Raw genomic sequence first — 8,641 nt, forward strand, 5'->3', positions numbered from 1 at the left:
TATCTAGAGCGGCGCAGCCGCTGGATGCCACTATGAACAGCATTAGTCCGGGTACCCGTTGGTTGCCGGTGAGAGAGGGAATGCAGTGGATACGCAGACGCTGATCCGGTTGGTCATCGGCCTCGCCATGACCGCGATCGTCGGGGTGCTCGCCGTCAAGCGGGTGCTGTGGTTGACCAGGCTGATCAACTCCGGGCAGCGGACCGCCGACGAAGGCGGCCGCAAGGACGACCTCGGTGAGCGGATTGCAACCCAGTTCCGTGAGGTGTTCGGCCAGACCCGACTGCTGCGCTGGTCGATCCCGGGAATCGCGCACTTCTTCACCATGTGGGGCTTCTTCATCCTGGCCACCGTCTATCTGGAGGCCTACGGGGTGCTGTTCGACCCCAAGTTCGCCATCCCGGTGGTGGGGACCTGGGGAATCCTGGGTTTCCTGCAGGATTTCTTCGCCGTCGCTGTGCTGCTGGGCATCATCACCTTCGCGATCATCCGCCTTCGCTCCGAGCCCAAGGAGTACGGCCGCTCGTCGCGCTTCTACGGCTCACACACCGGCGGTGCCTGGCTGATCCTGGTCATGATCTTCAACGTCATCTGGACCTACGCGCTGTTCCGCGGCGCGGCGGTGGCCAACGGCAATCTGCCGTACGGCAAGTCGGCGTTCTTCTCCCACGCGGTCGGCGCCCTGCTGAGCCCGTTGGGGCACAACGCCAACGAGATCATCGAGACCGTGGCACTGCTGCTGCATATCGGCGTGATGCTGGTGTTCCTGTTGATCGTGTTGCACTCCAAGCACCTTCACATCGGCCTGGCTCCGCTGAACGTGACGTTCAAGCGCCTACCCAACGCGCTGGGACCGCTACTGCCGATGGAGTCCAGGGGCGAATACATCAACTTCGAGGATCCCGCGGAGGACTCGGTGTTCGGCCGCGGCAAGATCGAGGACTTCACCTGGAAGGGTTACCTCGACTTCACCACCTGCACCGAGTGCGGCCGCTGCCAGTCGCAGTGCCCGGCGTGGAACACCGGAAAACCGTTGTCCCCCAAGATCCTTATCATGGATCTTCGCGATCATCTGTTCGCCAAGGCTCCCTACATCTTCGGAACGAGAGAGCACGTCACCGACGCCCTCGTCGACTCGGAAGGCGGCCTGGAGATCGGGCCCGACAACCCGCACCACGTTCCGGAGTCCGGTTTCGAACGAGTGCCCGCCCATTCGCCGTTGCAGGCCACCCGCCCACTGGTGGGTGACGCCGCGGCGCTCGGCGTGATCGATCCCGACGTGCTGTGGTCCTGCACCACCTGTGGCGCCTGCGTCGAGCAGTGCCCGGTGGACATCGAGCACATCGACCACATCGTCGATATGCGCCGCTACCAGGTGATGATGGAGTCGGAGTTCCCCAGCGAGCTGGCCGGTCTCTACAAGAACCTGGAGACCAAGGGCAACCCGTGGGGCCAGAACTCCAAGGAACGGCTCACCTGGATCGACGAGGTGAACTTCGACGTGCCGGTCTACGGCAAGGACGTCGACTCCTTCGCCGGTTTCGAGTACCTGTTCTGGGTGGGCTGCGCCGGATCGCTGGACGACCGCGCCAAGAAGACCACCAAGGCGGTCGCTGAACTGCTGTCGGCGGCCGGGGTGAAGTTCCTCGTCCTCGGCGACGGCGAGACCTGCACCGGTGACTCCGCGCGACGGTCCGGTAACGAATTCCTGTTCCAGCAGTTGGCAACTCAGAACGTCGAGACCATCAACGGCCTGTTCGAGGGTGTCGAGCAGGTGGACCGCAAGGTGGTCGTCACCTGCCCGCATTGCTTCAACACCCTCGGCCGCGAGTACCCCCAGGTCGGCGGCGACTACTCCGTTCTGCACCACACCCAGTTGCTCAACCGGCTGGTGCGCGACAAGAAGCTGATCCCGGTGCAGGGCACCGGCGGCGCGAACGGCTCGGCTGGCACGCTCACCTATCACGATCCGTGCTACCTGGGCCGGCACAACAAGGTCTACGAAGCGCCGCGGGAGTTGATCAGCGCCTCCGGCGCGACGCTCACCGAGATGCCGCGGCACGCCGAGCGCGGGTTCTGCTGCGGCGCCGGCGGCGCCAGGATGTGGATGGAAGAGCACCTCGGCACGCGGGTCAACCACAATCGTGTCGACGAGGCGCTGACCCTGGATGCCACGACGATCGCGACCGGCTGTCCGTTCTGCCGCGTGATGCTCTCCGACGGTGTCGGAGACCGCGGCAAGGCCGATGACGTCGAGGTGGTCGACGTGGCGCAGTTGCTGCTCGGTGCGCTCGATCGCAGCGCGCTGAAGTTGCCGGAGAAGGGCACCGCGGCCAAGCTCGCCGCGGCCGCGGCACCGGCGATCAAACCCGCCGCACCCACGGCCGCCCCAGCCGCTGAGCCGCAACCCGAGCCGGTCGCAACAGCGCCGTCGGCGCCCGCCGCATCCGCAGCGCCCGCCGCTCCTGCTGCTCCTGCCAAGGGTCTGGGCATGGCCGCCGGAGCCAAGCGTCCCGGCGCCAAGATGGCCGCTCCGGCCGCCGAAGCAGCCGTCGCGGCTCCCGCAGCGCAACCGGCGGCAGCACCGGCGGAAGCACCCAAGACGCAACCGGCGGTCAAGGGTCTGGGCGTGGCCGCCGGAGCCAAGCGGCCCGGCGCCAAGAAAGCCGCACCCGCTGCGCCTGCTCCGGCAGCTCCGGCACCCGCCGAGGCAGCTGCTACGGCTGAGCCGACGCCGGCCGCAGAACCCGCACCGGCAACGACACCCGCAGCCGATGCACCGCCCGTCAAGGGACTGGGCATCGCCAAAGGCGCCCGCCCGCCCGGTAAACGAAACTAGTGCGCTAGCCGATCTTGGTCAGCTGGATCGGCCCCTGGGTGACCTGACCGCCGGGGCATTCGCCGTTGGAGTCGGCGGTGACAGAACCTGCCAGGGTGTTGTTGTCGACGGCGTAGCGAATGATGATGTCGGCGAAATTGCCGTCAGCACAGATCGCGCCCTGCGGCTTGATCACGTTGTAGGTCCACGTGCCGTTGTTCAGGGTGGCCACGGCGGTCCAGCCGCGGTTGCTGACCAGGCTGGCCGTGCATCCGTCGGTGACGCAACTCGGCGTCGCGGTCACGTAGAACTGGTCGGAGCCACCGACGACGGCGTATCTGCCACTGAGGTCGGCATGGGCGAAGCCGGCGGAGCCGATCGCGGCCCCTGTCGCAAGTGCAGCCGCCACCAGCGCGCGCGTGATTGCTCGGTTCATTGTCTGTAAGCCTCCTACTGAACTTATTGAGCAAGCTAACAGCCTCAAACGCCTCAAATTGGCCGTCGTGTCCAGCATGTATCGAAAACGAGTGCGAGCTGTGACTGGAAAAAGGGTTGCCCCCGCGTGGGAGAATCAAGATGTGAGTACCAACCAGCTGCCGTGGCAACCCACCAGCCAGCACCGGCGGCCGCGCACGTTCGCGCAGTCGACAAAGCTGCAGGACGTCCTCTACGAGATCCGCGGTCCGGTGCATGACCACGCCGCCCGACTCGAAGCCGAGGGCCATCGCATTCTCAAGCTGAACATCGGTAATCCGGCGCCGTTCGGCTTCGAGGCACCCGATGTGATCATGCGGGACATGATCCAGGCGCTGCCTGATGCGCAGGGCTACTCCGATTCCAAGGGGATCCTGTCCGCCCGTCGTGCAGTCGTCACCCGCTACGAACTCGTCGACGGCTTCCCCCGGTTCGACGTCGACTCGGTGTTCCTGGGTAACGGCGTCTCTGAACTGATCACGATGACGCTGCAGGCCTTGCTCGACAACGGCGACCAGGTTCTGATCCCGGCTCCGGACTATCCGCTGTGGACCGCGGCCACCGCCCTGGCCGGCGGTACCCCGGTGCACTACCTGTGCGACGAGACCAACAGCTGGCAGCCGGACTTGGCCGACCTCGAGTCCAAGATCACCCCCAAGACCAAGGCACTGGTGGTGATCAACCCCAACAACCCGACCGGGGCGGTGTACGGGCGGGAGGTTCTGCGGCAGATGGCCGAGCTGGCCCGCAAGCATGAACTACTGCTGCTGGCCGACGAGATTTACGACAAGATCCTCTACGACGACGCCGAACACGTCAGCCTGGCGACGGTTGCGCCTGACGTGCTCTGCTTGACGTTCAACGGCCTGTCCAAGGCCTACCGGGTCGCCGGATACCGCTCCGGTTGGCTGGTGATCACCGGGCCGACCGAGCACGCGACGAGCTTCATCGAAGGCATCAGCCTGCTGGCCAATATGCGGCTGTGCCCGAATGTCCCTGCGCAGCATGCCATTCAGGTCGCACTCGGCGGCCACCAGAGTATTGATGATCTGGTTCTGCCCGGCGGCCGGTTGCTCGAACAGCGAGACGTCGCCTGGACCAAGCTCAACGAGATCCCCGGCGTCTCCTGCGTCAAACCGGAGGGAGCGCTGTACGCATTCCCCCGACTCGACCCAGAGGTGCACGACATCGTCGATGACGAGAAGCTGGTACTGGACCTGTTGCTCGATGAGAAGATCCTGCTGACGCAGGGCACAGGCTTCAACTGGCCGGCACCGGACCATCTGCGGATCGTGACGCTGCCATGGGCGCGTGATCTGTCCAACGCCATCGAACGTCTCGGCAATTTCCTGGCGAGCTATCGCCAGTAATCTGCAGTGGCGCATTCGCATTCGCACTCACACGCCGCAGGTCCGGCACCGCTGAGTCCTCTGGTGGCACGGTTGGTCGTGGCGTCACTGACACTGATCGCCCTGGCGATGGTGGTGGGAGCCGCCCTGCTGTGGCCCTCCGGTCACCAGGTCGATATCCCGCGGCCGTTTCAGAACGCGGCGGGTGGCGCCGTGACCACCGAGCGCGGTCACGTGCAATCCACCACGCTCGCTGACTGCGGAAGTCCGTCGTCGGGTCAGGTGATCACCAGCGGTGCCGCACCCGGATTGGCGGGCAGTGGCACCTGCGTGCAGTCGATGGTGCGGATCGAGACCGGCCCCAATACCGGAGCCGCTACCCTGCTGGAGTTCTCCCGAGGCCCCGGTCAACCGGAGTTGATGCCAGGCGACACCATCCGGATCTTTCGTCAGGTCGATCAGCAGGGCGCTACCAGCTACGGCTTCTACGACTATGAGCGCGGATGGTCGCTGACACTGCTGGGGGCGGCTTTCGCCATTGTGATCGTGGCGGTCGCCCGCTGGCGTGGGCTGCGCGCGCTGATCGGCATCATCGTGGCCTTCAGCATTCTTGTGGTGTTTCTGCTGCCTGCGCTGCGTGACGGCGCACCCGCCTTACCGGCCGCACTGGTCGCGTCGGCGGCGATCCTCTTCGCGGTGATCTATCTGGCGCACGGGGTGAGCCTACGCACCAGCGCTGCGCTGCTGGGCACACTGACCGCAATGCTGCTGGCCGCGTTTTTGTCATGGGCGGCAATCGAACTCACCCATCTGACTGGCTTGTCGCAGGACAACAACAACGAAGTCGCCGCATACATGGATCACGTCTCGATCAAGGGCCTACTGCTGGCCGGCTTCATCATCGGTTCACTGGGCGTGCTCAACGACGTCACCATCACCCAGGCGTCGGCGGTTTTCGAGCTCGCCCATCTCGGGGGCGGTACCCGCCGCCAGATATTCCTGCGCGGGATGAGGATCGGCAGTGATCACATCGCCAGCACGGTGTACACACTGGTGCTTGCCTACGCGGGCAGCTCACTTCCGCTGCTGCTGTTGTTCAGCGTGGCGAATCGCTCACTGACCGATGTGCTGACCAGTGAAGGCGTGGCGATCGAGATAGCCCGCTCCGCAGTGGGCGGTATCGCGCTGGCACTGGCGGTACCGCTGACCACGGCGGTCGCCGCGGCGCTGGCCACCCCGACCGCTAGCGCCGATCCCGCAGCTCCAACAGATACTGGCCGTAGCCCGAACTGAGCTGGGTCTGCGCAGCCGCGGCCAACTGGCCGTCGTCGATGAAGCCCATCCGCCAGGCGATCTCCTCCGGGCAAGACACCTTCAGACCTTGCCTGGCCTCGATGGTCCGCACGAAATTGCCTGCCTCCAACAGGGAGTCGCAGGTTCCGGTGTCCAGCCAGGCGGTACCTCGCGGCAGCACCTCGACCAACAGCCGACCGCGGTTGAGGTAGGTCCGATTGATATCGGTGATCTCCAGCTCACCCCGCGCGCTGGGCCGCAGGGACCGGGCGATCTCGACGACCTCGTTGTCATAGAAGTACAGCCCTGGTACCGCGTAGTTGGACTTCGGCGTGGCGGGCTTCTCCTCCAACGCCAACGCCGTTCCATCCGCGGCGAACTCAACCACGCCGTAGGCAGAGGGGTCGGCCACCCAGTGGGCGAAGATGGCGCCGCCGTCAACATTGTTGAAGCGCTTCAGGTTTGTGCCGACGCCGGGCCCGTAGAAGATGTTGTCGCCGAGGATCAGCGCTACCGGCCCGGTGCCGATATGGTCCGCACCGATGAGGAAGGCCTGTGCCAGACCGTCGGGACTGCTCTGGACGGCGTGGGTGATGCTGATACCGAACTGTGAGCCGTCACCGAGCAAGCGGGTGAATCCGGGACTGTCCTCGGGGGTTGCGATCACCAGGATGTCGCGGATCCCCGCCAGCATCAACGTCGAGAGCGGGTAGTAGATCATCGGCTTGTCGTACACCGGCAGCAGCTGCTTGCTGACCCCCTGAGTGATCGGGTAGAGCCGCGTACCCGATCCGCCGGCCAGGATGATGCCGCGCATGCCGGTCAGGCCTGGAGGTCTTCGTCTGCCAATTCGGTGGCAGCCAGTGCGGCAGGAAGGTCAGGGTGCCGGAACACCGACGTGACGTGGTCGTGCACCACCCGGAAAGCCGAGGCCGCCGTGCTGACGGCGGCGGTGTCCGCCTTGCGCGTGATCCGCTCCGAGACAACCACCACCCCGTCGCGATAGTAGATCTCGCCGACCTCGATGGTCACGGCGGAGCGCTGCGCCCACTCGCGCAGTGCGGCATGGCCCTGCCCGGCCCCGTGGGAGTCACCGATCTCGATATCGTCGCTCGACAGGGCGGCCAGCGTGTCGAGGTCCCCGGTGCTGAGGGCGTCGTGCCAGGCCAGGACGGTCGCGATCTCCGAAGTGCTCATGGTGGCCCAAACTACTCCAGCTAGAACGGTGTGCGGGCAAGCCAGGTGTCCCACACCGCCTGATCGCCGAACACCTCAAGGCCAAGGTCGGCAGCACCGCGCCGTCGGACCACGGCCAGCAGCAGGTCGCGGGCGGACCCGCGCAGGGCGACGTCTGCCTTGCCATGCTCGTGGTCCAGTGCCACGCCGTCGGATCGGCCGAGGATGGTCCACTCCCCCGCGGTGCCGAGACCCGGATCGGCGGCGTGCAGATGCACCGACTGACCCTCGCCCAGTGGCCGGTCACCGGCGCCGGGACCTTCTTCGTTGGCGCGTGCGACTGTGCGTTCGAGATATTCGGTGACGGCGTCCGCGGCGAGCTCCGGAGCGATGTCGAAGTCGACGCCGAGTGCCAATGCGGCGTCGGCGCGGTGCACGGCAGTCTCGTGCAGGCGGCGGCGTATCCACCAGGCCGCGGGCCGCGGGCCCAGGAATGTCCACACCGTCGTATCCGGGCCGGTGCCCACCACCGCGTCCAGCAGTGCGCGCGCCCCGTCGTGCAGCCATGCGGTCTCGTCGCCCTGCGTTGGCTTGCCCCCGGGAACCGTGCGGGGATCGATGTAGTCGACCGCCTGCTCGGCGATGATCTGGGCGGCCCAACGGTCACCCCGGCCGACATGACGCATCAACTGATCAAGAGTCCATTCCGGACAGGTCGGCACCGGAGTCGCCATGTCCGCATCACGGAGAAGATCAGCGAAGGCCGCATTCTCGGCGATCAGGGCGGCGGCAGTGTCCATCCCCCGACGCTAACCCAACGGCGGCCAGAAGGTGGTCGGCGGGATCAGCTGGAGCGGATGAAGTTCAGATAGGAACGCGACGGGGTAGGCCCCCGCTGACCCTGGTATTTCGAGCCCACCGACGCACTGCCGTAGGGGTGTTCAGCGGGGCTTGTCAGCCGCAGTAGACATAGCTGCCCGATCTTCATCCCCGGCCAGAGGGTAATCGGCAGGTTGGCCACATTGGACAGCTCCAGCGTGATGTGGCCGGAGAAACCGGGGTCGATGAAGCCCGCCGTGGAGTGGGTCAGCAGACCCAGCCGGCCCAGCGAGGACTTGCCCTCGAGCCGGCCGGCGAGGTCGTCGGGCAGCGTGCAGCATTCGAGTGTGGAGCCCAGCACGAATTCGCCGGGGTGCAGGACGAAGGGCTCACCCTCGGCGGGCGCCACCATGCTGGTCAGCTCGTCCTGCTGTTCGGCTGGGTCGATATGGGTGTAGCGGGTGTTGTTGAACACCCGGAACAGGTTGTCGAGCCGGACGTCCACGCTCGACGGTTGGACCAGGGAGTCGTCGAACGGATCAATGCCCAGGCGTCCGGCGGCGATTTCGGCCCGGATGTCGCGATCGGAGAGCAGCACCCGACGAGCGTATCGGGATTGCTATCGTTGGCTTGCCATGCCGATGTAGTTCAATGGCAGAACATCAGCTTCCCAAGCTGAATACGCGGGTTCGATTCCCGTCATCGGCTCCAC

Annotated in this window: 8 protein-coding genes and 1 tRNA gene; 4 read left to right on the forward strand and 5 right to left on the reverse strand. The window is 65.8% G+C overall.

Annotated elements, in window-relative coordinates; genetic code table 11:
- Positions 1-85: 85 nt before the first annotated feature.
- Entirely contained in the window at positions 86-2,839 is a 2,754-nt protein-coding gene (locus ACR2JI_RS13965) for a (Fe-S)-binding protein (RefSeq protein WP_526390934.1), read from the forward strand.
- Positions 2,840-2,843: 4 nt separating this feature from the next.
- On the opposite strand, the gene ACR2JI_RS13970 is transcribed toward ACR2JI_RS13965, so the two are convergent.
- A complete protein-coding gene (locus tag ACR2JI_RS13970; protein WP_526390936.1) occupies positions 2,844-3,254 on the reverse strand; it encodes a hypothetical protein in 411 nt (136 codons plus the stop codon).
- Between the two features lie 100 nt (positions 3,255-3,354).
- Here ACR2JI_RS13970 and ACR2JI_RS13975 point away from each other — a divergent pair, with 100 nt between their 5' ends.
- Entirely contained in the window at positions 3,355-4,662 is a 1,308-nt protein-coding gene (locus ACR2JI_RS13975) for a pyridoxal phosphate-dependent aminotransferase (RefSeq protein ID WP_526390938.1), read from the forward strand.
- A gap of 6 nt (positions 4,663-4,668) precedes the next feature.
- A complete protein-coding gene (locus tag ACR2JI_RS13980; RefSeq protein WP_526390940.1) occupies positions 4,669-5,934 on the forward strand; it encodes a YibE/F family protein in 1,266 nt (421 codons plus the stop codon).
- On the opposite strand, the gene rfbA is transcribed toward ACR2JI_RS13980, so the two are convergent.
- From rfbA to dcd, 4 genes are read right to left on the reverse strand one after another with little or no spacing between them, the layout of a single operon-like run.
- Positions 5,885-6,751 carry a glucose-1-phosphate thymidylyltransferase RfbA gene (rfbA, locus tag ACR2JI_RS13985; RefSeq protein WP_526390942.1) on the reverse strand — a complete coding sequence of 289 codons (867 nt, stop codon included), beginning with the start codon at positions 6,749-6,751 and terminating at the stop codon, positions 5,885-5,887. The two genes, ACR2JI_RS13980 and rfbA, sit on opposite strands and share 50 nt — an antisense overlap.
- A gap of 5 nt (positions 6,752-6,756) precedes the next feature.
- Complete coding sequence (locus tag ACR2JI_RS13990; protein ID WP_526390944.1) at positions 6,757-7,131, reverse strand: nuclear transport factor 2 family protein; 375 nt, start codon at positions 7,129-7,131, stop codon at positions 6,757-6,759.
- A gap of 20 nt (positions 7,132-7,151) precedes the next feature.
- Complete coding sequence (locus tag ACR2JI_RS13995; protein WP_526390946.1) at positions 7,152-7,910, reverse strand: maleylpyruvate isomerase family mycothiol-dependent enzyme; 759 nt, start codon at positions 7,908-7,910, stop codon at positions 7,152-7,154.
- 44 nt (positions 7,911-7,954) lie between these two features.
- Positions 7,955-8,527 (reverse strand): dCTP deaminase, encoded by a 573-nt coding sequence (dcd, locus tag ACR2JI_RS14000; protein WP_526390948.1) that lies wholly within the window; start codon positions 8,525-8,527, stop codon positions 7,955-7,957.
- A 39-nt stretch (positions 8,528-8,566) separates the two neighbouring features.
- Here dcd and ACR2JI_RS14005 point away from each other — a divergent pair.
- Positions 8,567-8,640: transfer RNA gene (locus ACR2JI_RS14005), tRNA-Gly, on the forward strand.
- Position 8,641 lies beyond the last annotated feature (1 nt).

This window comes from Mycobacterium sp. (genome assembly GCF_051006775.1).
In the GTDB taxonomy this organism is placed as follows: domain Bacteria; phylum Actinomycetota; class Actinomycetes; order Mycobacteriales; family Mycobacteriaceae; genus Mycobacterium.